25 protein-coding genes, 1 tRNA gene and 1 pseudogene are annotated in these 22,345 nt (G+C 62.6%); 11 read left to right on the top strand and 16 right to left on the bottom strand.

Annotated features, from left to right (window positions below):
* Positions 1–25 precede the first annotated feature (25 nt).
* Both WT24_RS19570 and WT24_RS34495 read left to right on the top strand, forming a co-directional pair.
* Positions 26–101, top strand: a tRNA-His gene (locus WT24_RS19570).
* A gap of 200 nt (positions 102–301) precedes the next feature.
* Positions 302–850 (top strand): hypothetical protein, encoded by a 549-nt coding sequence (locus tag WT24_RS34495; RefSeq protein ID WP_156441841.1) that lies wholly within the window; start codon positions 302–304, stop codon positions 848–850.
* 760 nt (positions 851–1,610) lie between these two features.
* On the opposite strand, the gene WT24_RS34490 is transcribed toward WT24_RS34495, so the two are convergent.
* From WT24_RS34490 to WT24_RS19540, 10 genes are all read right to left on the bottom strand, one after another.
* The gene (locus WT24_RS34490) at positions 1,611–2,099 is read right to left on the bottom strand and encodes a hypothetical protein (RefSeq protein ID WP_156441840.1); all 489 of its coding nucleotides are present in this window, start codon (positions 2,097–2,099) and stop codon (positions 1,611–1,613) included.
* 171 nt (positions 2,100–2,270) lie between these two features.
* Positions 2,271–2,696 (bottom strand): DUF5681 domain-containing protein, encoded by a 426-nt coding sequence (locus tag WT24_RS19565; RefSeq protein ID WP_060035616.1) that lies wholly within the window; start codon positions 2,694–2,696, stop codon positions 2,271–2,273.
* 166 nt (positions 2,697–2,862) lie between these two features.
* Positions 2,863–4,842: an AAA family ATPase gene (locus WT24_RS19560; RefSeq protein WP_060035614.1), complete on the bottom strand. Its 1,980-nt coding sequence runs from the start codon at positions 4,840–4,842 to the stop codon at positions 2,863–2,865.
* Positions 4,839–5,177 carry a hypothetical protein gene (locus WT24_RS33170; RefSeq protein WP_082742235.1) on the bottom strand — a complete coding sequence of 113 codons (339 nt, stop codon included), beginning with the start codon at positions 5,175–5,177 and terminating at the stop codon, positions 4,839–4,841. Before WT24_RS33170 ends, WT24_RS19560 begins: the two co-directional genes overlap by 4 nt.
* 1 nt (position 5,178) lies before the next feature.
* Positions 5,179–5,385: a hypothetical protein gene (locus WT24_RS19555; RefSeq protein WP_060035612.1), complete on the bottom strand. Its 207-nt coding sequence runs from the start codon at positions 5,383–5,385 to the stop codon at positions 5,179–5,181.
* Between the two features lie 143 nt (positions 5,386–5,528).
* The gene (locus tag WT24_RS34485; RefSeq protein WP_156441839.1) at positions 5,529–7,004 is read right to left on the bottom strand and encodes a hypothetical protein; all 1,476 of its coding nucleotides are present in this window, start codon (positions 7,002–7,004) and stop codon (positions 5,529–5,531) included.
* Between the two features lie 118 nt (positions 7,005–7,122).
* Positions 7,123–7,590 (bottom strand): hypothetical protein, encoded by a 468-nt coding sequence (locus WT24_RS33165; RefSeq protein WP_082742234.1) that lies wholly within the window; start codon positions 7,588–7,590, stop codon positions 7,123–7,125.
* A 50-nt stretch (positions 7,591–7,640) separates the two neighbouring features.
* Positions 7,641–8,021 (bottom strand): hypothetical protein, encoded by a 381-nt coding sequence (locus tag WT24_RS34480; RefSeq protein ID WP_156441838.1) that lies wholly within the window; start codon positions 8,019–8,021, stop codon positions 7,641–7,643.
* Between the two features lie 517 nt (positions 8,022–8,538).
* A complete protein-coding gene (locus tag WT24_RS19545; protein ID WP_156441837.1) occupies positions 8,539–8,814 on the bottom strand; it encodes a hypothetical protein in 276 nt (91 codons plus the stop codon).
* Between the two features lie 83 nt (positions 8,815–8,897).
* The gene (locus WT24_RS19540; protein WP_060035607.1) at positions 8,898–10,271 is read right to left on the bottom strand and encodes an integrase family protein; all 1,374 of its coding nucleotides are present in this window, start codon (positions 10,269–10,271) and stop codon (positions 8,898–8,900) included.
* Positions 10,272–11,482: 1,211 nt separating this feature from the next.
* Between WT24_RS19540 and WT24_RS19535 the strand changes: the two genes are divergently transcribed.
* Positions 11,483–11,998 (top strand): GNAT family N-acetyltransferase, encoded by a 516-nt coding sequence (locus tag WT24_RS19535; protein ID WP_060035605.1) that lies wholly within the window; start codon positions 11,483–11,485, stop codon positions 11,996–11,998.
* A gap of 95 nt (positions 11,999–12,093) precedes the next feature.
* Here WT24_RS19535 and WT24_RS19530 read toward each other — a convergent pair whose 3' ends face one another.
* A complete protein-coding gene (locus WT24_RS19530; protein ID WP_060035603.1) occupies positions 12,094–12,558 on the bottom strand; it encodes a hypothetical protein in 465 nt (154 codons plus the stop codon).
* A 283-nt stretch (positions 12,559–12,841) separates the two neighbouring features.
* On the opposite strand from WT24_RS19530, the gene WT24_RS19525 reads away from it, so the two are divergent.
* Entirely contained in the window at positions 12,842–13,237 is a 396-nt protein-coding gene (locus WT24_RS19525) for a hypothetical protein (protein WP_059789811.1), read from the top strand.
* Positions 13,238–13,921: 684 nt separating this feature from the next.
* On the opposite strand, the gene WT24_RS19520 is transcribed toward WT24_RS19525, so the two are convergent.
* Positions 13,922–14,665 (bottom strand): DUF695 domain-containing protein, encoded by a 744-nt coding sequence (locus tag WT24_RS19520; RefSeq protein WP_060035601.1) that lies wholly within the window; start codon positions 14,663–14,665, stop codon positions 13,922–13,924.
* Positions 14,666–14,848: 183 nt separating this feature from the next.
* Between WT24_RS19520 and WT24_RS19515 the strand changes: the two genes are divergently transcribed.
* The 4 genes and pseudogenes from WT24_RS19515 to WT24_RS19505 all read left to right on the top strand — a co-directional run bounded on the left by WT24_RS19515 (position 14,849) and on the right by WT24_RS19505 (position 16,712).
* Positions 14,849–15,157 carry a hypothetical protein gene (locus WT24_RS19515; RefSeq protein WP_059499096.1) on the top strand — a complete coding sequence of 103 codons (309 nt, stop codon included), beginning with the start codon at positions 14,849–14,851 and terminating at the stop codon, positions 15,155–15,157.
* 41 nt (positions 15,158–15,198) lie between these two features.
* A complete protein-coding gene (locus WT24_RS35660; protein ID WP_082741804.1) occupies positions 15,199–15,447 on the top strand; it encodes a hypothetical protein in 249 nt (82 codons plus the stop codon).
* 103 nt (positions 15,448–15,550) lie between these two features.
* Positions 15,551–16,052 (top strand): annotated as a pseudogene (locus WT24_RS19510) (aspartyl-tRNA synthetase); the annotation flags it as partial.
* A gap of 186 nt (positions 16,053–16,238) precedes the next feature.
* Positions 16,239–16,712, top strand: a complete 474-nt coding sequence (locus WT24_RS19505; protein WP_059498995.1) for a VOC family protein — start codon at positions 16,239–16,241, stop codon at positions 16,710–16,712.
* 74 nt (positions 16,713–16,786) lie between these two features.
* Here the strand turns inward: WT24_RS19505 and WT24_RS35845 are convergent, their stop codons facing one another.
* Positions 16,787–17,107 carry a diguanylate cyclase domain-containing protein gene (locus WT24_RS35845; RefSeq protein ID WP_373557104.1) on the bottom strand — a complete coding sequence of 107 codons (321 nt, stop codon included), beginning with the start codon at positions 17,105–17,107 and terminating at the stop codon, positions 16,787–16,789.
* Between the two features lie 198 nt (positions 17,108–17,305).
* Between WT24_RS35845 and WT24_RS19495 the strand changes: the two genes are divergently transcribed.
* Positions 17,306–17,533 (top strand): hypothetical protein, encoded by a 228-nt coding sequence (locus WT24_RS19495; RefSeq protein WP_060035598.1) that lies wholly within the window; start codon positions 17,306–17,308, stop codon positions 17,531–17,533.
* Between the two features lie 150 nt (positions 17,534–17,683).
* Here the strand turns inward: WT24_RS19495 and WT24_RS19490 are convergent, their stop codons facing one another.
* Complete coding sequence (locus WT24_RS19490; RefSeq protein ID WP_027784365.1) at positions 17,684–18,307, bottom strand: phospholipase D family protein; 624 nt, start codon at positions 18,305–18,307, stop codon at positions 17,684–17,686.
* Between the two features lie 335 nt (positions 18,308–18,642).
* On the bottom strand, positions 18,643–19,131 hold the full coding sequence (locus WT24_RS19485; protein WP_060035596.1) for a helix-turn-helix domain-containing protein: 489 nt from the start codon (positions 19,129–19,131) through the stop codon (positions 18,643–18,645).
* Between the two features lie 187 nt (positions 19,132–19,318).
* Between WT24_RS19485 and WT24_RS19480 the strand changes: the two genes are divergently transcribed.
* Together WT24_RS19480 and WT24_RS19475 are read left to right on the top strand one after the other, a co-directional pair.
* Positions 19,319–19,756 (top strand): PaaI family thioesterase, encoded by a 438-nt coding sequence (locus tag WT24_RS19480; protein ID WP_059498991.1) that lies wholly within the window; start codon positions 19,319–19,321, stop codon positions 19,754–19,756.
* 149 nt (positions 19,757–19,905) lie between these two features.
* Positions 19,906–20,958, top strand: a complete 1,053-nt coding sequence (locus WT24_RS19475) for an NADP(H)-dependent aldo-keto reductase (RefSeq protein WP_059789816.1) — start codon at positions 19,906–19,908, stop codon at positions 20,956–20,958.
* 77 nt (positions 20,959–21,035) lie between these two features.
* Here WT24_RS19475 and WT24_RS19470 read toward each other — a convergent pair whose 3' ends face one another.
* Entirely contained in the window at positions 21,036–22,322 is a 1,287-nt protein-coding gene (locus tag WT24_RS19470) for an MFS transporter (RefSeq protein WP_059498989.1), read from the bottom strand.
* Positions 22,323–22,345 lie beyond the last annotated feature (23 nt).

Raw genomic sequence — 22,345 nt, 5'->3', positions numbered from 1 at the left:
CGAAACGAAGCAAGCAGTATCAGTGGTGGCTGTAGCTCAGTTGGTAGAGTCCAGGATTGTGATTCCTGTCGTCGTGGGTTCGAGTCCCATCAGCCACCCCAAAGAATTCAAGCACTTAGCCCAGTCATTGCGACTGGGCTTTTTGCTTTCTGGCTTCCATGTAACCATGGTGTAACCGGATTTAGTCAATTCGTCACGAGGCTAGTTGCGTCCCAGTCGCTTCGCCACCCAGTGTCCGATTGCTCACTACCTCCCCAACTCCGATAATGCTTTCGATTAATAGAAAGAGGCGGGGGCCGACGTGAGCAGCAACGATAGCGGAAGCAGTGCGTTGGGCGTCATCGTCATTGCGGCGGTGGTCGCATGGGGAGCAAGTAGGGGCTGGTTTTACCAGACGGGACAGGAATGGTTTGATACCTGTTGGGCGTCAATCAACACCAAAGCTCCGACGACGGCGGCAGAGGCGACGGCATGGGCTCAATGCGAACCGCTGACCAAGAAAGCGTTGTTTGACGCGGGATATGTATTCGGCGGCAATCCCGAATATGCCGCGACGCCAGAATTGAAGGCTTTGGAGGCTTCGTGTCCAAGCAATTGGACAGATATTCCGCTGTCCGGTGTGCATGTGCTGGCTATCGACCTGCTACAAAAGGACGGCGGCCCACAATGGCTAGATAAATTCTTACCGCCTGACCGGATGATTGTGCGGACGTTCGATAAGCGTTGGCCCAACTGCAACACGGTGAGAGCTTCCAACGGATTTCCGAAGATTGTCCAGAAGGGAGACGGGTTCGACTGGGCTGCCCCATGCCAGCCCTGCGAGGCGGAAAAGGCGAGCATGGGCAAATAGGCATCTAACCTTGCCGCGTTTCTCGGTGGCATGTCTAACGTCGGAAAGCTTGGCACCCCTGCATGACTCTTCTCTAACGTCGGAGAGGTCGCTCTAGCTACTGACGCAACTCGCCCGACATCCGCTACCATCCCCGTGAAACACGATAGCTGCGGGGAGCAAAATGGGCGGATGGACTCGTATTTGGGTGGTTGTGACCGTTCTGGCCGGAGCGGCTGCGGCTGTGAATTATGTGGACGCCGTCCGAAACGCCGAGCGGCAAGCGACGGATGCGTACCAGCAGGCACTTTCCGCTTACGACAACTGCCGAAACGCACCCCCGCAACCAACGCCAAGTTCCCCACGTCTACAGCCTCGTCCGGGTGATACAGGCTCTGTTTCGGACCTCGTGTCCACCCTTGAAGCGGCGGCAGCGGCGGCATGTGACTTCGCGAGGCAATCAAGAGCCGAATACGCCGCAGAACAGGAGCGGCAGCGTGACGATTCGATTGCGATAGCGAAGAGTGGCGCGCTATCAGCGTCAGCTTTGATAGTTGCTTGGGTAAGTGGAACAGTTGGGGCTCTTTTCTTTGCGGTCGGATGGATCCGCCGCGGATTCCGAAAGAAGGTGCAAGGATAGTTCGACAGTACGTCTTGCACGATGCTGCCCGCAGATTGGCTGTTTTTTCGCTGTTACCAGCGAAACGGGCAACGCGCCGTCTGTTATTTCTCTGTTACCAGACGGCGCGGCGCCACACTTTACTGCATTAGAGTCCACCGCTCACATGTGCATGTACGGCTGCGTCGACTGCATCGGCGGGGCTTGAACGGCAGGGCGCCCGAATCCGAACGGAGCGACCGGCGCGGGTGCTGGCCCTGCTTGTTGCCGATTATGAGACGCGGCGAGAAGTCCCAGACCAGCGAGGCCAGCTGCGCCGAGCATCCAGGGTGCCGGACTGAAACCGCCCATCGTTGCGCCGCCAATCGGAGCAGCGCCATTAACTGCACCCGAGAGGCCGCCGCCGAGCGCGCCGCTCTGTGTTGCGCTCATCCCGCCACCAGGAAGGAAACCGCCGAACAGCCCCGTAGGCGCGAAACCGAGCGCGCCTCCGAGATTGCCGCTCATCGCCGAGTTGAGCCCCGAGCCATTCGGCGTAACGCTTCCCGTCATGCCCGTATCGCCATACGCAGCGGGGCCGTTGAAGAATCCATTGAGCCCGCCAACACCCGGGCCGGATGTTGGGTCGCTTCCAAAACCAAAGATTGCCATTGCCAAGCTCCTTACCGTTGAAGATCTTCCCAGGTCGTCCCTTCGGGGACTTCCTCAAAGCCACTTTGCCCAAGACGCCAAATGAGGCGGGGCGTGTTTTCCGTATCCTCCAGGTCAGTAATCACAATGGTGTCCACGGCGTACGACTCGGGCTGCCGTTGTTCGAGGCGCTCAATGCGCGTTTTGAGGTTGCTGTTTCCCATTACTCTTTTCCTCCAGGGCTGCGATTCGTTTCTCAAGCTCGTCCGCTTCGACAATCTTCGCCTGCGCGGAAATTACTGCCATCACCGCGGCGGCCTCATCCGGGGTAATCGTGCCGGCGGCCATTGCCGCGACAACCGTCTTACCCTGGTCAGCCAGTGAGCCTGTTAGGCCAGAGATACTGATTGGCTCATCCTTCGCCTTGACTGCCGGGATGCATCTGTCGATGCAGATGCGTAGGGCTGCCGTGTCGCCAGCGAGCGCCATTTCGACAGCTTTCTGCACCAACTCGGCCGCGTGCGGCTGCAGCAGCTCTCGGAGCGCTGTTCGTTTGTCGCGGGCGCCTTTCGGTTTCCCTGCCGGGTTGCCGCTTTCGCCTTTTCTGAATCGCGTCATGTCCCTGAAATGCTCCTGAAAAATTCACGGCCGAAGGCGATTGCGTAACCTGTTGACACCGCCGCCGCGCACAAAATCACGCACAACGCACACCCCCTATAGGGGTGTGTGCGTGTTGTGCGCACGGGGCTCACAAATTGCGCACTTGTGCGGGTTGTGCGATTTGTCAGTTCGCCCATATCCAACCCTCCCGCAGTTGGTAAATCTCCCGTTCGCCGCTCATAGCGTTGATTGCGCGGCGCACTTGGTATTGGCGTTGGTCAGGGCGGCACGCAAGGCGCTCGCCGATAACGGGCACGGCTGCTTCCACCTGTATGCACGGGCGACCTGCTGGAGCACCGCCCTTGCCGCAGTCCTTAGCGGCCCGAAGAAGCTCGCCAAGGGCCTCGTAGACAATCCGCTGTGTCTTGCCTTTCGGCACGGGGCGTACGGGCGCCGGAGCCGTGTCATCTTGCTCCACGACGCACGATGTAATCGGCTCGCCTTGGTCATCGTCGCCGAGTTCGATTACTCGCAGCGTGAAGGCATTGCGCCCGCCGTCAGCGTCGTCTTTGCTCTTGGCAACGCTCCATTCGCGGCGAGTGTCATGGCGAGAGACTTCGATAGCGGCGTCGAGAGCGGCGTAGAGGCTGCTATGACCGCGTAGACCTTTCGCACCATCCTTGCCGGTGTGATGAACGAGCAGCACCACGCCGCCAAGCCGGCGCTGTGCCACTTTGCAGGCCTCGATGAGCTGGCCCATGTCTACACTGGAGTTCTCGTCCGTACCAGGCGCTGCGCGGTTCAGGGTGTCGATGACAAGCAGCCCATCGCGACCACCCGCCGTCAACACGGCCGCGCACAGGTCTGCAACGTCTTCCGACTGCCGTAGGTCGAGCGGCTGAGTGACGAAGCGCAGGCGGCTCGGCAGGCTGCATTGCTTGCGGATGCTCCATGCTTTCGCCCGCTTGCCAAGGCCGGCTTCGCCTTCGAGGCATACGTAGGTGACGGGAGCTGCGGTCGCGCGCCGACCGAACCAATCAGCGCCCGCAGCAATGGCCGCGCAGAGGTCGAGGACCAGAAACGATTTCCCAGAACCGGACGGGCCGTAGACGGCAGCGAACCCAGAGGCGGGGAGCACGCCTTGAACCATCCAGCGAAGCGGCGGCGCGTTGAGCAGGTCGTCGGCCGATTGCAGTCGGTACCTCAGGGGCGGGGTTTTGGCGGCGCGCAACAGATCCGCAAGCCCGTCGATGCCGTGGTCCGCCTCAAAGTCGTTCGCGTCATAGTTGGCCGGTTTGTCCGTCGGCATTTCGACCCATGCACCGGTAATCTTGCGGGCGATGTCTTCGGCGTCTGCTTCCTTGCCTCGGTCGGGAACGATGACAATGCGCGCCGCCGGAAATTGCTCCCGCAGCAGCTTCGCGACAGGACGAGTGCGACCAGCGCCGAACGTTACGACCGCGGCGGCGTGGTAGTCGGCCTTGGCGCAAGCCCATGCTTGGCCGATGCCCTCACATACGTATAGCGTGCTGTCCGGCGCGATGTTGCCGACCACGAACAGGCCATCGCTGAATGTTGCGCCGGGTGCGTTGAGCTTCTTCCCAGTACCAGGCGGCGGGATGTATTGAATTGTGCGGAGGGTGCCGTCGAGCGAGCGCGCTGGCAGGGCAAGCCATCCGGCGATACGTTGCCCACCGATGGTAAGGTTGTCGTCGGCTGGTACCATGCGCAGGCCGTCAGGATTACCGCGCTTCGCGACGATATAGCGATGGTCGGCAGTTGCGGGCGGATAGTCTTCGAACGCCGCAGCCAGGTCGGTGCGAGGCTTCGGAGATGCATCGGACTTCGGCGATTTCGCTACCTGCACCCGCGCCGCCGGCATGCTGCTGCGCGTGCGTGGATCGCGCCAACCGGCATCCATTGCCATCTTGAACAGGGTCCCCGGCCCAATGCCGCCGTTGGGATTGAAGCTCTTCCATGCGGACCTAGCGTCACGCTCGCCGCCGAAATTGGCGCCGGTGGACGACCACTCGATGAAATCCGCTTCGGACAGCCCGGCGGCTTTCGCGGCCATGCCTGCGCTTACCCATTCACTGCGGGGACAGCCGGCATCGAGCGAATACAGGGCATCACGTGCGCGCGCGGCGTCGTGACCATTCATCATGTGGCCACCTTGTCGTGTGCGGCGAGCCAGCGGCCGACCTTGCTACGGTCGCTCTCGGTCAGAACATACACGCCGGCTTCAACTTCCTTGCCGTCGCGGTCGTGCACCGCGCGCATGAAGCAGGGCACTTCAAGCCCCTTACCGCGCAGGTCGGACACCAATGCCGGACCATTCGAGCATCCCGCTACACGGTCCAGTTGCTCACGCGCCAGTCCGGCCGGCGATGCCAGCAATGCGCGAAGTGCGCGCACATGACGAGGGCTACGTGTTCCGATAAAATCGACGTGTGCATTCGCGCTCGATTGGCTTTTGTCGGTCGGGCGTTTTTTATTCATTTCACGCCTGCCCCGACAGTTGCTCAAGGGCATCCGCAGGCCACATCAGGCGGCCGTTCGGCAACTTGACCGGGCGCAGATTGAAATATCCGCCGGTATTGCAAAGCCTCTTCCTGATTGATTGCGGACGAATCGAGAGGAGCGCGGCCAACTCCTCGGTCGTGATGTGGCGGCGCGTGGGGAGGGCCGCAGATTGCTGCATGGACATGTAGGGGCTCCAAGGTCACGCGACTCAATGCGAATCGCTTGGAGGCACCCTGAATTGCGGGGCTATGTCGACAGATACCGCCGTATTTGAGTTCTTGTCCCCATTTGGTTTTACGGGGCGCAGTCCCGTATTTGAACCGTATTTCAGTCCCGCAATATCTCTGTTTCTCGCTCCCACTGCTCGCGCCACTCCCGCAGAGCGGCCTTCTTAAAAACGGTATCGAGCGCGACCCACCCCACGCCCTTATCGCGGAGCCCCAAGGCAATCGTTATTGGGCTCCAGGTTGCAGGGCCAACGCCCGGTCGCCCCTTCGCTTTGCGAGCCTTATTTAGCCAGAGCGTGCGCCCGTCGCCCAACGCTTTCGACCATTGGTCGGCGCTCCACGAGTAGATGCCGTCGAACGCAGACGCAATCACTGGCGTTGCTAATGGAGCAGGGGATTGAGCAGTCGGTGCGTGATGTGTTGGCACTTCGGACACGGAGGTAGGTGGATCGCCCGGAGATGTGGCCTTCGGTTCTTCGGGGGCTTCCTGGGGTGTTCGAGGCGTCGATTTCTCTTTCCATCTAAGCCGTGCCGCGGTCAAATCAATCGGCGCGTAGTCCGTTCGCCCATATATTGTCAGCTTACCGTCATAGACAGCATTTAGTAGGTGCCGCTCATAGCTCGCCGCAATACGGCCCCGTAATCGTCCCACCGGGTCGCCATCGTCCGCGAAATCACCTGACGCCAATAACTCTGCCTTCGCCTCATGAGGATCCATATCGACAGGAACGTACGCGGTCGCTATCAATAGTGGCAGCATGCCGCACGGCTGGAATCGGCGCTCAGGAGGAATGTCGGGATGTTCGTCGGTTACGAGTAGTTTCAGGAACGGAATCGCTATCTTGTTAGCAGAGGCCCACGCGGCGAGTTCGGCCACGTTGAATAGGGCGAATCGGGCATCATCGCCAATCGCCTGGTAGCGCAGTTCATATCCATCGGCAGGCGTGCCGCCGATTCCATGCTGACGTTCAACAGCGAGACGCATGCCGATGTGCACCGACTCGCTCAGCCCATCAGCCCATTGCAGCCATGCATCAGGCGTTGCCTCGGTCATATGATGCGCGGTTGCCAACCTCTCCAGTCGCCGCGCGTGCTCCTTCGCGGCGCCTGCGCTGTCATTCCTTTTTAGCGAAAGGTCGGGGAACGATTCAGGGTCGAGGCCGGCCATCAGTCGCACGGCGTGCGCGGCAGCCCAGCGTGGCATTTTTCCCGACCAGTAACCCCAATCTATGCACTTTCCGTTATTGCCAATTTCCGCCATATCGGCAACGTCTTGCACACTAATATCATCGATTACGTTGCTCTTGGGCGCTGTCAGCGTTTCCAGTAACGCTTTCAAGTCAGCTACCGCAACAGTTGTTTTCGATGGGTCAATGGGCGCGATTTCCTTTCCCGACCACGAGCCAACGCGCGTTGCCACGTCTGCCGGCAGGCGGTTCGCTTGCACCCAGTCGACAAGAAGTGAAACGGCATCGTCCCACGTGCCACCGAGGCTTGTGGTTACGAGATATGCGGCTTCATGGAGCGTTGCCCGCTGCTTGTGCTGTATGAGCCGTGCCCGGTCGTGATGGTCCATTCGCGTCCTTCATGCGCAGGCCTTCAATCGGGAGCCCCTGCCAGGCCGGTGAAGGTGTCCGGCTCTTCGCCCCGTCGAGCTAGGCAGAGGCAAACCATCATGCTACATCCGAGGCCGCTTAGTAGCGGTCGTCGTTTGCCGCATCGCGAACTTCGAAGCGCCGCATCTGCCAACCGCGAATCTGAACTAGTGCTCGCGCCCATTGAGCGGGTGAGAGTACGCGCCATCCTGGCTCAGGTCGGGGCCATAGGCGCTTCACGCGGAAAGCCATAATGTCCGACCAGTTGGGGTTCGCAGGATTCGCCGCATCTGATGGTGTGTATAGCGCGACATAGGCAGGCACATCGGCAAGCTGTGCCAGATGCTGTATTACTCCGGCTGGCTTCTCCTGGCCGATGTCGCGGGCCACTTCAACGAGAGCCAAAGGAACCTTGGCACCGTTGTCGTATTCCGTGAACAGCACCGAATCGAGGTCAACCATCGTTAGCGATTCGGCTTGAGTCGCCTGCAAATATCGGCGAATCGAAGATGCGCGATGCCATGCGCCGTAAGCGCGGTCGCGGGTTTCATAGCGCTCAGTTCGCATGAGTCGCTCCTAAAAAGCGCAGTCGAAGGGGACTGCGGAGTCTGTCGTTCTTAGGTAGTCGGTGAAAACTCGTTGGCGATACGCGTAATATCGCGCTCACGATTAGCTCCGCTGTACGACGCCACGGCGGAGCTAATGGTCAGCTGCAAGGCAGCCAATTGAGCACGCAACGCGGCAAGACTTGCGTCACTGAGCGAATATCCTCCTTCGCCGTCGCTCGCCATCCGCTCCACTACACGAGCGTACAGTTGAGCCTGGAACTGGAGACGGTGCAAATAGTCGCTCCGAGAGGATGGCAGCCTCTTCGACTTCTCAATCGCATCTACACGGGTCTTCTGTACGGACTCGCGGTGATAGTTCGCGACCTCTGATTCTTCATCCGTGAAATCAACTTGAATCGAGTACCGGGCGCCATTTTTCTTTACGTTCACAATTCTTTCCGCGCCGAATATGTTCGCAGGGAAGTCACTACGTCGCCCTTGGCGAGACTCCGTATGCAACCAGTAGGAGTGGGCCACGCCGGACCATATCAGCGCATCTCGATGCCCCTTCAGTTCTGCTGCGTTCGTTCCCCTGACACGCGTCCATGCATGTAAAAGCACGTTCCCAAACGGTGTCGCGACTCTCCCTCTTATCTCCCCCCCGTCTTGGCTAACCTTCCAATTTACCGTGGATATAAGCGATTTCCCGGTGGCTGATTCGACCGTATCAGCAAGGCGCTGAAAGAAGGGTGACGAGTGCCATGCACTGATGATGGATGAATCCGCATTTATCCAAGGTGCAACTCGAGCAAGGGTCGCTACAGCGTCCTCAAAGTCACGAAGTTTGACGACAGGCGCCACTGTCGTCCGCAAAGTCGCCTTTCGCTCAACGTCAGTTCCCGATATGCGACCAGGAAACAGCATGACGTTCCCGTGGGTCTGTTTTGTCACGGATGTGGAATTGCTGTTAGCCATGACGAACCCCACGCGCGTCGAGACCGGCCTTTACGGCCCTTTCGCGAATCACATCAATGTCGTTCGCCTGTAGGTCTGCTTGCAAAGCACCATGCTCACATAGCGCCTTGATTTCGCGGTCGTCGGTAAGCCGAGAAATGCTGCGGAAGATTGCACTCATCGCCTCAGCCTGCTCGTATGTGATGCTTGCGGTGCCTTCGATGTCATCGACGGAAACGGGCTCAAATCCGTCTACGATGACGCGTTCGGTAGAATCAACAATAGCCATGGTACGGACCTCCAATAAGGCCGTGTTGTGGTCAGGCGGCGCGAAGTGTTCCAGCACCCGCGCCGCCGCTTTACCTGATGCCGTCAGGCTGCGGTAATTGCCTTTAGTCCCGGCCTCTCCGGTTCCGGCGTGAATTCGACGCCGGCTTCATCGAGGATCCACGCCTCCAGTTTGTCGTGCCACTTGCGCAGAAGGTCGAGCGGGCGCACGTTGTAATGGCGTTCAGCAATGGCAGACGGCTTGTGTCCCATGATTTGGGCCTTGATGCCTGACGGGACTTCAGTCCATTCGGCAAGACTTGAGAACGAACGGCGCAGGCCGTGCAATGTCACGGGCGCGATGCCGGCAATCCCGCAGACGCGATGCAAAGCGTTGTTCGGCGCGGCCAGCCGGCCATCCCCTGATGTCTTGCTGGAAAATACCCACTCTGACGGCTGCCAGGTTTCGCCTTTGGCCTCAAGGCTGCGCATCTGGCGGACATTCGGCGGCGCGTCATTGATGCGCTTCAGTTCAGCCAAGACACCGGCAAGGTAGGGCGTGAGGGGAATAACTCGGCCTGTTTCGGTTTCTACCTTGTCCTTTAAGCGCAGGCTGCGCCACCGAAAGTCCACGTCGTCCCAGCGCAATTCGGCCAATTCCTCGCGGCGGGCGCCGGTTAGCAACAAGCCAATCAAATACGCCTCCATCACAGGGTTGCCGAGTTGGCGCACGGCATCAAACCATGCGGCGAGCTGCTCGCGCTGGATGGAATCGATCTTGGCAGCCTGCTTTGGCAGGGCGTCTTTGGAAAGGCGGGTCGCGACGGCTTGCGGGTCGATGAGGCCTTGATATTCAGCTCGCGACTCGCACCACGTCGCGAATATGCGCAGCAGGTTGAAGGCAAGCCGGACACGGGCCGGACGGTGGGCGGCTTCTTCGGCCAGCCAGTCACCGACGCGCTCGGCGTTCAGGTCCGAAAGCCTCAGCGGCATTAGCGCGGCAAGGGGCCCGGGCTCCGTTAGCCCCTTGCCGCGCTTTTTCGGCTGGCCGCCGACACTGGCGAGTGCTACATGGTCACGGTAATGCAGGTCGCTCCACTTAGAACGGCGTGCCTCAATGTACGCCTTCCAGGCATCTGCAAGCGTCACGTCTTGGCGGCGCGCCTCGGCTTTGCGTGCTTCGCGTGCTTTGTGCTGTTCGGCGGCTTCTTCGCGCGGATCTTTCCCGGCGTCAATTAGGCGTTGCAGGCGGCGCGCCTCGTCTCGGGCAGCATCAATCCCCCAATCCTTCGGTGAGCCGATTGTGACGCGTACCGTCGCGCCGTTTAGCTTGCCCTGAAAGATGTACGCAAGTGAGCCAGCAGCCGTAGCACGGAGGCCGAGGCCTGACGCACCGCTGTCCCAGAGAAACGCCTGAGACTTGCCGGCCGGGCAGCTATGCCCGTTGACGCGACCTGCCGTGAAATTGACCTTTGCCACTGCTTCACCCGTCGGGTTTCGGGTTACATGAGAGCCATGTAACTGCCGTGTAACCGCATTATTGGCACATCAATCAACGGAGGTCAACAGGATTCTGTAACCGGATTGCCAAAAAACTCAATGATGACAACGGCTTGGGTTGATGTTGGAATCTAGGTCAACATCACGGAATGTGTTGATGAGAGGATTGTGATTCCTGTCGTCGTGGGTTCGAGTCCCATCAGCCACCCCAACGAATTCAAGCAAAAAGCCCGGTTCATTGAACCGGGCTTTTTGCTTTCCGGCGTTCGGACACGATCACGACGTGTTTTGGTCACGGCGTCTTTAACGAAGTGGCGCGCCGTATTCAATGAATCAACCGCGATGCCATCTCGGCCTCGCGCTTCAAAAGACCGATAGCGCTAAAGCGCACTGCGGGACAGCAGCATCAAGCGCATGGAAACGGACACCCTATACGCAAGACAATCGAATGCCATAGCGATGAATTCGACGGTTACGAAATCATCGTCGCGTTCGTGCGGCCGGCACCCGGCGGCACGTGGATGGCGAACGTTCGGGTTCGCACAGACGGAATCGAGTGGCCTTGGCGATATGACTTCGATGCCGAATATCAGACCGTCGGACGAAGCGAGGCGGGCAGGAATCGAAATCGGGCGTGCGATCGATCGTGCGTGATATCGACCGATAGATAGCACCACTTGTCCGGCACCTCCGATGTGGAGACGAGCATGGCGACGAGCCCCCGAGCGTGCTTCGTATCGCGCGTCCGTGTCGTTGCGCAGGCAACGGTCGCATCAATTTGTCCGCGATGCTTCCTTTCCGCCTAAGGTTCCCGCGCGCCGTGCCGTTATCTTGCCTGGACAGCCCTCGTGCCTCGAATGCTGATCCGTTTTCTTGCCTGCTCGCGCAAAACGCGAGCAGGCTTTTTTCGTTTACGACCGCGCGCAACAGGCCGATTGGCGGAATCGAACAGGGGCTTGGCGCAAACCGACAAAGCGCGACAGTCTTACATTCATGTAATGTGTGACCTTCCTCGTGCCCTCATGCTTTGCAGGGCCGTTCGATCCCGACGACCGCAGGCGGTGTCGGGATTTTTTTGCCCGCGTGCCGACCTTCCGACGACGAGCCCGTGCGAAGTGCATCCCGCAAGCACGGTATATTTTGCGAAGACACATGCCGATCAAGAGAACGAGCATAAGGAGTTGCTACCGATGCCGGACACCCGGACCACACTGCGCGCCGCGACGGTGCACGACGCGAACGACATTGCTCGCCTGCACACGCTGAGCTGGCAAACCGCTTATAGCCATATTCTTCCGGCCACCTATCTGTCCGACGAGGCGCCGACCGAGCATGCGATCCGGTGGCGCAAGTATTTCGATCGCAACGAGCGCGACTGGGGCTTCGTGCTGATCGCCGAGTCGAATGGCGAGCCGGTCGGCTTCGTCAGCGCCGAGCGCCCCGTCGATCCGGCGCTGGGTGTGTTGCTTGACTGCCTGCACGTTCATCCGTCGCATCACGGCAGCGGCACGGGTAAGCGCATGATCGAAGCGGTTCGCGCATGGGCCCGGTCGATCGGCGTGGACAAGGTCCATCTGCAGGTGCTGGAGGGCAACGTGCGTGCGATTGGGTTCTACGAACACAACGGCTGGCAATTGGCCGGTGTCGAAACGAGCCGCATCGGCCGGACGGAAGTCACCGACCGGATTTACGCGATCCAGGCTTGAACGCTTTGCCGGCGTCGGCGTGCCGCGCACGCGCGTGCAGCCGCGGCCGGCCTGCTACGGCATCGCGGCCGGTGAAATCCGAACGGACTTCGCCATCATTCGCCGCAATACCGGACCAGCAAATCGGCTTCGGTCTCGTGGATTTCGACAGGCAAGATCGTCGCGCCGGCATAGGCGAGATAGCGTGCGCGATGCTGGCCGTTACGGAACGACGCGACGCCGAGTTTCGACAGGCCGGGAATGCCGAGCAGCGTTCGCGTTCTCGTCTCGCGAAACGTGATGAACGGCATGTCTGGAATCCGGTCCCGGTCCGGATCGAGGAATTCGCGAATGCCCGCGGCCTTGCCGGGTGCCCAATACTGAACCGACGGCAGCACATAGTCGGTGGTGTCGCGGTCGGCGCAGGTCAGCAGTTTCTTCAAGTCGACCGTCACGACCCGATGTCGAGAGTCGTCGGACGAAAATACCCGCTTGAGGTGCGTGTAGGCATAGGGAGCGTGCCCGGGAAGCTGGACGATCCAGACATCTACGTCGCCTCGTCGTGCGTGAGCGAGCGTCATTGATTTCCCCTGGTGGCGCAAGCGGCCCTCGTGATTCGAGTTTAGCAGCGCGGACGGCTGTGCAGCGGTTCGATACCAAAAACGGGAAATGGAGCGACTTACGGCTCAACCGACAAAAAGAATGGGAACGATCATGTGTTGACGGTCCAGATCGACAGGTTGCGAGAATATCGCGATACTGCCAGCGAGAATGAAACCCTGCGCGAAATTCAAAGATTCACACGGTGTCGCGAAGCACGCCGGCCATCGTGAAAAATGAGAGGGCGCATTGAGCGGAGAAGCCATGTCGTCGAAACTCGAGATCGAATATCTGGATTACTGCTTCACGGCGACGCTCGAAATCGCCGAGTCCGGCCGTACCGTCGTCGTCGACAGGCAGCTCGAGTCCGAGGTGCGAAGCAAGACGCTCGCGTGGATCGTATTCGATCGTTTTCTGGAGCGAAACGATTTCGCCGACGAGGCGGACGCGCGCGCCAATATCGTCGACTGGCTGGAGCGGCTTGCCGATCCGAGGCCCGTCGCATCGACCGAGATAGCGAAGGTGAGCGCGGGGGCAACCGGCGCGGTGGCGGCAGATTCGTCGACAGCCGAAATCGTCGGCGGCGCTGCTATTGAAATCGTCAGCAATCTCGACTGGATCGATATGGCTGCCGACTGGTTTTCCAGTGGCTCGTTGTAGCGACGAACTTGTATTTTCATGACGCAGATCATTGCGCGCAAGAAATTCCGTGCGGAAATGACGAGGCGGGAATCGCATCGCGCGAAAAAATAGAATAATCCTGCTTTGACAATACTTGTGATTTACCGGAAGCTGCGCCTTTGGGCCTGAAAAAGCGGCTTGATTAAAAAATAAAACGCCGGGATGAAAAGACGAACGCCGTCTCCCGGCTTTTCGTCAACGAGGCCGGCAAGCAATGCGTCGTGCTTGAATCGTGACGGTATTCGCCGGCACGCGAGCATGCCGGTTGCCGTCACGTTGTCACTAAAGGGTGAGTTGCCGCACAGACCGCCGCGCGACTCGAGATCACAATTTGACCGGTTGACCGTTCTTCCCCGGCCCGGTCAACCATTTCCCCGCTCGCTCGCGCAGGAGCGGGGGCTTTTTGCCCCCCGACGCCGGAAAATTGCGTCGGCGGAACCGGACAGGCGTTCGGCGGACTGCGCGACGGCACGCGTTCGCACTCCCACATCCGTTCGCCCGATCCGTTCGAATTGCTTTCCTCGTGCCTGAGCGAACCCTCAGGCCCATCGCCGGTTTTTGCCGGCGATGCCTTGATCCCGGCAGCGCGCAACAACGCTGCCGGGATGTTTTTTGCGTCGCATGCGTGACGTCGCATCACGCGCCGCGGGCATCGCGCGCCGCTCAGCCGGCCTGTTCGACGCTGGTTTCCCATCCATCGTAATTGCCGCCGAGTGCGCGTACTTCGCGATTGAGCACGATCGTATGGCGCGTGATATCGGCGAGGGCCATCGTACCTTCGTGCGAAAACCGCACCGCCGACTTGCCGTCTTCGGTCGGCGCGACCGATTCGACCGGATAGCCTTTCGCTTCGGCCCAGTCCGCGAACTGGTGTGCGTCGCTCGGGTCGGGGAAGTACGCCCAGTGCATCACGCGTCGGCTCACGTCGGGGACGTCGCCTTGCTGCCGCAGCGCCTCCAGCGTGCGCATGTCGCGCATGATCTGCCAATCGTCCTCGGTCGGGTAGAGCGTCTGCCAGTATGTCGTCTTGTCCGGGTCGTCCTGATGGGCGTACTGAAGCGCATAGGTCGTCCGCTCGGCCAGCGAGTCGACGATCTCGGCGGCCGCCTCTTCGTCGAAGGGCACGTAGAAAAGAAAATCCCGGTTGCCGTCGACGGTGATGCGGCCGACTTGCACGCCGTCTTTCGCGGTGATCGCGGCGTCGAGCAGATCCTCGATCTTGGCGAGATCGGCGAATTCGTCGCCGGTCGGCAGACCGTCGGGCGATGGATGCGCGAAGGGAACGCGCACGCTGAGCACCGACGTGCGCGGATCGCCATCCGCGATTTCCGCAAAGCCGTGGTTGAAGCTGATGAAAGCCTGATGGTCGCCCATTCTGGCAGGGAAGGTTCCCCAGGCGTCGCTCATGTGTTTCTCCCGTACACGATCGTCTGTTGACGGTTGCAAAGCGTCCCAATGTATCATCGAAAATCGCGTTGGCCGGAGCCGCGCACGTGATCGCGGGCCGTGCGCGCCGCGCGGGCAAGGTCCGGGCCGTTCGCAGCCCGCAGCGTGCATGCGGCGGGCTGCAAAAACTCAAAGGAGATGCCGATGTCGACGTTTGCGGTGAATGGTGTCCGAATCGATCCGCTCAGCGCGCGCGTGACGCACGTGCGCTGGGCGGCCGTGAACCCGGTCGATCGCTCGTGGGCGGCGGCGCCCAGCGAGGCCCCGGTGGCGGACGTGGCGCGCGCACTCGCGTCCGGCAACGATGTCCGCGCGATCTTCTCGGCATCGGACACCACTGCGATCGGACCCAGGCTGAAGCGCGTGCTGTATCGCGATGCGTCCGAAGGCATCGAGCTCGACATCGATGCAACCAGCGAGTCGCGCACGTTGCGCGATCTGCCGCAAATCTGACTGCGAGCCGGTCCCCCAAAACGAATCGCGCGAACGCGCCCATGATCATGCCCAGATCCGCCATCGCTTCGCTGGCATTCGCGCTTTGTTCGGCGCTTGCCGCCTGTCAGACCGCGTCCGGGCCGTCGCCCGTGCAACCGTCGCCCGAGACCGCGTCGGCGACCGTCCCCGCGTCTTCACCGCCGGCCGCGCCGATCCGCGGCATGGGCCTCGCGCCTCATCTGGCGGGGCAGAGCCACTGGGCCATCGGTCAATGCACGACGAACGGCACGGTCAAGGTATGTAATTGACCGACGTCGGCGCAATGGCGCGTAATTCGCGCGAGCGGGATCGGAAAGCCGGCATGTCGCCCGCGTCGATGGCCCGGCGGCCGTCGACACGGGCCAGCGTGCAATGAACAGACGCGAAACGACGGATTCCGGCTGGCATGTCGATCCCGTCGCGGAAACGGTCACCGGCCCGTTGCCGGTCGCGCTGGCAGTCGGCGGCCGAAGGCTGAAAGATCGTGTGCGCGGGGCTGGCTTCGGCGAGCCGGTGCGGTTATGCGGCCGCCCCGACGCTCTGGCCCGTGGGGGTGCTGGCCGCGCTGCTGGGGCTGTCCAGCGCCGCGTTGTTCATCTCGTCGCGGCGCCAGATGGCGCTGCAGGTCGACGAGACGGGCTTCCGGCTGATCGGTTCCGCCCGCGAAAAACCTGTCACGCGTTGGTGTGACGTCACGGAATTCCGGATCGTCCGCGTCGCCGGTCATCATTACATCGGCTACCCGTTTTCCGTACATTCGTCGCGCACGAAGGTGCCGGATGGCGTGATGTTGCTGATCGCCGGGTTCGTCGATCCTCCGCTCGACGCGGTGGCCGAGTTGTTGCAGGCCTGCCGCCGTCAATTCGGCCAACCGACGAGCAGGCCGCCCGAACCCGCTGACGAGGCCCCGGGCGTCCTGTGTACCCGGTGGCTCGGCCAAACAAAAAATCCCGCATGTCGTGTCGATTTCCGCGGGAGTCGTCCGTCGTAGCATCGGAGGCGTGCGCATCGCGCGTCCGTCCCGATTTTCGATACGACAACCGACTGAAGGAGCGACACCATGTCCACGTCCGTCAAGCCGATCCCGGAAGGGATGCGCACGCTGACCCCGCATCTGATCTGTGCGGGCGCGACCGCAGCCATCGACTTCTACAAGCGCGCATTCGATGCGACCGAACAGTTTCGCCTCGCGATGCCCGACGGCCGGCTCGCGCATGCGTGCCTTGCGATCGGCGATTCGACGCTGATGCTGGTGGATGAAATGCCCGAGCACGGTGCGCTCGGCCCGAAGGCGCTGAAAGGCACGCCCGTCTGTCTGCATCTGTACGTGCCGGACACGGATGCCGCGATCGCGAAGGCGGTCGAGGCCGGCGCGACGATCACGATTCCCGCCGCCGACATGTTCTGGGGCGATCGTTACGGGCAGGTCGAGGATCCGTTCGGGCATCGCTGGTCGCTGGCGACGCATCAGCGCGACCTGACGCCCGAGCAGATCGCGGACGCAATGGCTAGTGCGCCGCCTTGCGGAAGCTGAACCGACGTCCCTGCACGACCGCGGCCGAGCGGCGGCGCGGCGGCGTGGGTTGCGCGCTGCCGCGCCGGCGCGGCTCATCCGCGGTCATGCGCCGGTCGTCTTGCCGCGCTGCTTGTGTTCGTCCATCCGGCGATCGGCCGATGCGAGCAGGTCGGCGACGGTGCGATGGCGTGCGGGATCGTACGCAACGTGCGCGACGCTGAAACGGATCGCGTAGCCGCGTGCGTCGGCTGCATTGCGCTGCGCGAGCGTCTGCGTCGCCCGTTCGACGGGCTCGGCGACGTCGGCGGATCGGTGGCGCTCAACAGCACGACGAACTCGTCGCCGCCGCGCCGCGCGACGACGTCGCTGTCGCGCAGCGCGTCCGCCAACGTTTCCGAACACGTATCCCGCATTCCTCGATGCATCGCCACGCTGCACGTCTCGCGGCTGCGGTGATCGGCTCCGTGAGGGTCGGCGAAGATGCTGTGAGAAGCGGGTGTCATCGGCTCGTGTTTCGTTCCGATGCGGCGTCGCACGGGCGATACCTCAAGGTGCGCGTCGCGATGCCGTAAACAGGACAAGTCCAATCGTTCATCGCATCCCATCGCACCATGGTTCGAATTCTGTACGCGGGCTATCTCGCGTTTGCGCTGTATCTCCTTTACCCACTGATGCAGAACACGCTGATGTTCAGCACCGATTGCGTGCGCAGCGTGCTGCCGATGGGCGATCGCGGCTTGTCGGCGAATCCGGCAAGCGATGCGGACGGGCACGCGAACCGCTGCGTGTCGGGCGCGCATGCCGGCGCAGTGATCGGGCGGGTGCCCGAAATCCATTGAACGTGGCGGCGTCGCCCGTGATGGGCGCTTCGCGAGCCGGCATGCTGGCCATTTGGCTGAATTGAGCATCGCGCCATGCTCGCCGATCATCTGTCACGCGGCGGCAAAAATGCGAGCGGTCGAGCGTCGGGCGAAAGCGCGTGTCGCGCGTCAGTAGCTGGAGCGGTACGGCGTGCCCTGGTCGAAGCGGCTTTGCCAGTGCGTGAGGTAGCGCGACGCGAGTTGCGGATTGTTCCAGACCACGACGACGTTCTCGGAATTGCGGCTGGCGGCCGACGCACTGTAGTTGAACGAACCCGTTTCGACGTGCTCCGCGTCGATCACGAGGTACTTGTCGTGATGGATCGCATAGGCGTCGATCGTGCGCGTCGGAATGCCCGCGTTGACGAGCAGGTTCAGTGCCTGCTTGCTGCTCTTCGCGCGATTGCCCTTGTCGTCGACGACCACCGCGACATTCACGCCGCGGCGCTTGGCGGCAAGCAGCGCGCGCGCGACGGGCGGCGACGTGAACGAGTAGGCGGCGACCCGGATCGAGCTGCGCGCCGCCCCGATCGCTTTCAGCACGAGCGCTTCGGCGCCGCCGTCGGGCGAGAACGCCGATTCGACGACCTGCGTCGCGGGTGCTTCGTGAGTGGGGGCCGGCAACCATCGCGACACGAGATCGATTGCTTGCTGGAGCAGCGATTCGCTTTGCGTCTTGCCGAAGGCGGCGAAGGGGGTGGCGAGCAGGGAAGCGGCGAGACAGGCGGCAGCGAGGCGATTGCGCGACAACATCTTGGACAGCGAATAATTTCGAGACAGCGGGCCGTGAGTGTAACGCACGCGTGGCGGCCCGGTCACGTGCGGATGCGAAGCGAGGGGCCGCACGATGATCGGCAGCGGCGATGAGGGTGACGCAAAGTTGCGTTGTGCAACTCGTGTATGCGCGCGGGGCGGTCAACGGACACCGGACAGCGCCGGCGATGGCATGCGATTGCATTCGCCGTTGCAGGACCCGCGTGTGCGAGCAATGCGTGCTTCCGGTCGGACTGCCCCGGCCCCCATGCGGCCTGTCGCCGAAGCGTGCGTGCAACGGGCGCGTCTGACGGACATCCGCGCGTAGCGCATCGTCAATCCGTGGTTACAGACGCGCCAGCCTCATCGGGCGCGATCCATCCGGGCCCTGGCTCGGGCTGCACGTCGCGCGCGTCGAGCGGCTCGCCACAGGCCGAGCATACGGTCACCGCGTGCATCAGCTGGCCGCAGGCCCGGTGGCGCAATTGCAGCGGCGGCCCCTGGCCGTCGTCCTTCCAGCGATCGCCCCACGCCATCAGCGCGAGCAGCGCCGGGTAGAGGTCGCGGCCTTTTTCCGTCAGCCGGTATTCGAAGCGCGGCGGGCGTTCCTGATATGCGCGCTTGGCGAGCACGCCTTCGTCGACGAGCCGCGCGAGCCGTTCGGCCAGCACGTGGCGCGTCAGGCCGAGCTGGGCCTGGAATGCATCGAAGCGGCGGCAGCCGAGGAAGGCGTTGCGCAGGATCAGCATGGTCCAGCGGTCGCCGAGCACGGCGAGCGTGCGCGCGACCGAACAGTTCAGCGTGCCGATGTCATCCCATTTCATCGTCGAGTCTCTTGCCTCTTGCGGCGGTCTTGCGGCGGGTCAGCGAAATAGCGGGTTCGATTATAGAACCCGCCTTCGGTTGCAACGGGCGCAGCCGCGTTGACAACGGCCGGCATCGTTGACAATAATGGGTTCCAATTTAGAACTTACTCGCGCGGCGACGCGCTTTCAACCCGGAGACAACCCGATGAATCCGCTTTCCCTGTCTGGCCTCGATCTGCTGCGTGCCGCCGTGTCGGGCGACGTGCCACTTGCGTCGATTTCGGAGACGATCCCGATGCGTCCGCTCGATGTCGAGCTCGGTTACGTGAAGTTTTCGGCGCGGGCGGACGGCCGCCACCTGAATCCGCTGGGCGGCGTGCACGGCGGGTTCGCCGCGACGGTGCTCGATTCCGTCACCGGGTGCGCGGTGCATTCGATGCTCGACGCGGGCGTCGGTTACGGCACCGTCGATCTGCACGTGAAGATGCTGCGGCCCGTGCCGCGCGACGTCGACCTGATCGCGGAAGGGCGCGTGATTCACCTGTCGCGTTCGCTGGGCGTCGCGGAGGGCACGCTGAAGACGCCGGACGACAAGATCGTCGCGCATGCGTCGGCGACCTGCTTCATCCAGCGGCCGCAGTGACGGAGGGCGGCAGCAGCGTCGTCCGGGCAGCGGGCGCGTGAGCGCGCCGGGCAGCCCAAAAGCCGCTTGTAAGCGTGCGCGGCGCCAGCCTGAAGCAACCGCTTCGATGTGATAGCGTTCCTGCTTTCCACCGACGCGACAGGAACAGCATGGAATACCGCACACTCGGCGATTCGGGCATCGAGGTCAGCCTGATCGGTCTCGGCACGATGACGTGGGGCGAGCAGAATTCGGAGCGCGACGCGCACGAACAGATCGACTATGCGCTCGGGCAGGGCGTGACGCTGATCGACGCCGCGGAGATGTATCCGGTGCCGCCGAAGCCCGACACGCAGGGCCGCACCGAGCAATACATCGGCACCTGGATCGCGCAGCATCGCGCGCAGCGCGACCGCATCGTGCTCGCGACGAAGATCGCGGGGCCGGCGCGGCAGCCGCACAATCCGCGCCATATCCGCGGCGAGGGCAACCAGTTCGACCGCAAGAACCTGACCGAAGCGCTCGACGGCAGCCTCAAGCGCCTGCAGACCGACTACGTCGATCTCTACCAACTGCATTGGCCCGATCGCAGCACGACCACGTTCGGCCGTCCCGCGTATCCGTGGGTCGACGACGCGTACACGGTGCCGATCGAGGAAACGCTCGGCGTGCTCGCGGAATTCGTGAAGGCCGGCAAGGTGCGCGCGATCGGCGTGTCGAACGAAACGCCGTGGGGTGTCGCGCAGTTCCTGCACGCGGCCGAGCGGCTCGGGCTGCCGCGCATCGCGAGCATCCAGAATCCGTACAGCCTGCTGAACCGCACGTTCGAAAACGGGCTGTCGGAATTCACGCATCGCGACGGCGTCGGCCTGCTCGCGTATTCGCCGCTCGCGTTCGGCTGGCTGTCCGGCAAGTACGAGAACGGCGCGCGTCCGGCCGGCGCGCGCATCACGCTGTTCGAGCGCTTCCAGCGCTACAGCAAGCCGCAGGCCATCGAGGCGACGTCGCGTTACGTCGCGCTCGCGCGGCGTCACGGGCTGTCGCCCGCGCAACTGGCGCTCGCGTTCGTCAACAGCCGCCCGTTCGTGCGCAGCAATCTGGTCGGCGCGACGTCGCTCGAGCAGTTGAAGGAGAACATCGGCAGCATCGACGTAACGCTGTCCGACGAGATTCTCGCCGAGATCGACGCATTGCACGAACGGCAGCCGAATCCGGCGCCGTAAACGGCGCGCGGCCCGCGCGGCAGCGATGCCACGACGGGCCGTGTCGGCGGCGCATGGCTGCGCCGTCGTGTCCCGCGTCAGCGCATCTTCAGCCGCGTGCGTGCGACGAACAGCGCGGCGAGGCTCAGCAGCGCGCACCCGATCAGATAGAGCGCCGGCGACAGCCGGTTGCCGGTCGCGCTGATCAGCCAGGTGATGACGAACGGCGCGAAGCCGCCGAACAGCGTGACACCGGTGTTGTAGCTGACCGCGAGCCCGGTGGCGCGTGTCTGCGACGGGAACAGTTCGGCCATCAGCGCCGGCAGCGCGCCGCAATACATCGCCTTCAGCGCGCCGATCCAGACCAGTGCGGCGAGCATCGTCGCGAACGACGCGTGGCGTGTGAGCCATGCGAACGTCGGCCACACGGTCACGAGCATCAGCACGGCGGCGACCGCCATCATGCGGATCCGCCCGGTGCGGTCGGACAGATGGCCGACGACCGGCGTGACGAGCGTCAGCACGAAGCCGGTCGCGAGCGTCGCCGCAAATCCCGTCGAGGCCGGCAGCCCGAGCTGCTTGATCGCGTAGGTCGGCATGTACAGGATCATGTAGTTGATCGCGGTCGAGATCACGAGCGCGCCGATCGACAGCAGCAGCCGCAACTTCTGGGCCGCGAACAGCTCGCGCACCGGCGCGTCGGAGCGCGCCTGCGTCTTGAATTCGACGCCTTCGTCGACGTAGCGGCGAATGTACAGCCCGACCGGACCGATCGCGAGCCCGAACAGGAACGGCACGCGCCAGCCCCAGCTTTCGAGTTGCGCGGAAGTCAGCGTGGCCGTCAGCAGCGCGCCGAAGCCCGACGCGAGCAACGTCGCGAGGCCCTGGCTCGCGAACTGCCAGCTCGACATGAAACCGCGCCGCTGCGGCGCATGCTCGACGAGAAACGCGGTCGAACTCGCGAATTCGCCGCCCGCTGAAAAGCCCTGCATCAGCCGCGACAGCATGATCCCGAGCGGCGCGAGAATGCCGATCGACGCGTAGGTCGGCATCAGCGCGATCAGCAGCGTGCCAGCCATCATCATCGCGATCGACAGCAGCAGCGACGCCTTGCGGCCCGCGCGGTCCGCGTACGCGCCGAGCACGAAGCCGCCGATCGGCCGGATCAGGTAGGACAGCCCGAACGTGCCGAGCGTCAGCATCAGCGACGTCGCTTCGCTCGTGGCGGGGAAGAACAGCTTGGCGATCGTGACCGCGAAGAAGCCGTAGACGATCAGGTCGAACCATTCGAGCGCGTTGCCGATCGACGCCGCGAAGATGATGCGGCGGATCTTCGCGGCGCTGGGGTGCGCGGCGTCCTGCGAGGTCAGGGTGGTCGTATTCATCGTGTGTGCAGTCCCGTGAAAGG

Source organism: Burkholderia sp. MSMB1078WGS, from assembly GCF_001528895.1.
GTDB lineage: Bacteria > Pseudomonadota > Gammaproteobacteria > Burkholderiales > Burkholderiaceae > Burkholderia.
The sequence above is the reverse complement of the archived record's forward strand: the minus strand, read 5'-3'. Positions and strand labels throughout refer to the sequence as shown.